Source organism: Oceanisphaera marina (assembly GCF_014643915.1).
In the GTDB taxonomy this organism is placed as follows: Bacteria; Pseudomonadota; Gammaproteobacteria; order Enterobacterales; family Aeromonadaceae; genus Oceanimonas; species Oceanimonas marina.
Map to the genome: position 1 here is coordinate 1 of NZ_BMKE01000058.1, position 1,383 is coordinate 1,383.

Below are 1,383 nucleotides of genomic sequence, written 5' to 3' on the forward strand. Positions count from 1 at the left end.
CATCCCTTTACCCATAAGTCAGCCCAATAATTCCTTTGTTTCTTGTATGGCTCGGACCATATCATGGCAACGTTCCAGGCCCAGCCACAGCGTTTGTAACCCGGGTTCTCTATCACCCTTACGTCCTAAATAACCACCATAAGAGGCCACCAGATGGAGCATAGTTCTCAGACTCGGGGCGTCTTTAGGCGGCGTTTTCCGTAACGTCGAAGCGTATATGATCCGCCATTCTTCAGGGTCAAAAACCAGTTCGCAGCTGAGCTCCGGCACCACGCGATTGAGCCGCATCAGGTACATCACCCGCCAGGCGACAATCATTTTGAGCACCAATAACCGCTCCAGCTTCTCTCGGCTTCGCAGTTGCATCGACTCTACTCGACAACCACTTTTTAACGTTTTGAAAAACAGTTCAATGTCCCAACGACACAGATACCAGTTCAGCAGCTCCTGAGCGCCTGATAGCGTCTCTACCTGGATGTTGCTGAGTAGCATCCAACTGATCGGTGTCGCCCCGGCGGGGGCGTTTTGCTCTTCTGCCAGTACCACGGTGATCGGCAACTGCTGCTGTTTTAATACCACTTGAGTGGCGCGGATGTGCAAGGTAACCGGCCTGGAGGGGCGTTTTCTCCCTTTGGGCAAGGTAAAACTTACCTCACCCAATACCGGCGCCGCCGCGACCGCTTCCTTGAGCTTGCGCCCGTCCGCCAGCTTGCGATTATGTTTTCCCCGGATCAGGTAGTCGATATTGGGGAAGGCTGTGTGCTCTTGATAGAGCGTGAACAGATCGGCTTCCCGGTCGCCGACATACACCAACCGGGTATCAGGCAGCTGTTGTTTCAATTCACTGATACGCTGATAGCCTTCCAGCCAGCGTTCACTTTCCTTTGGTTGCTGGCCATCGCGTGCCCACATCCAGGCATCGGTGATACCCAACGGCAAGCGCTCCGGTGTCACCATCAAGGTGGGGTGAAGGTACATGCCACGGCGAGCATCGTAGTTCAGTTTGCCTAATCCCTCAGCCTTGCGGCCATTGAAATCCAGTTCAGTGGTATCTTGCAGACACAGCACGGTGTTGTGCTCTGCCGCCCGCGCCAGAGTGCTGTCCCAATGGGGTTGGAGCAAGCAGTCCCAGCCAATGTCCTGCTCCAGCAAGCGATAGGTTGCCTTGGTTTCGCTCCAGCCACGGCATGCCGCAGTGATACTCTTGCCTGGTTGCCTGGCCAAGGTCTCAACAACCTTAGCCAGTCGCTGGTTTAATCGCTCATCGCCCAGATCTGCGGTGGCAAACTCCTGCTCAACCCAATTCGTCATGTCACTCGTCGCTACACCTGTTGTTCAGTGGCATTGATGATACTCATTCAAGGACTTATGGGTAAAGGGATG

The 1,383-nt window shown here is 54.4% G+C and carries 1 protein-coding gene; it reads right to left on the bottom strand.

The window, feature by feature from the left end:
* Positions 1-18 precede the first annotated feature (18 nt).
* Complete coding sequence (locus IEW52_RS15525; protein ID WP_188630990.1) at positions 19-1,311, bottom strand: IS4 family transposase; 1,293 nt, start codon at positions 1,309-1,311, stop codon at positions 19-21.
* Between the last annotated feature and the right edge of the window lie 72 nt (positions 1,312-1,383).

Bases quoted from the DNA above. Each gene is read 5' to 3' on its own strand.
- IEW52_RS15525 (WP_188630990.1), bottom strand. From the start codon at position 1,311: ATGACGAATTGGGTTGAGCAGGAGTTTGCCACCGCAGATCTGGGCGAT.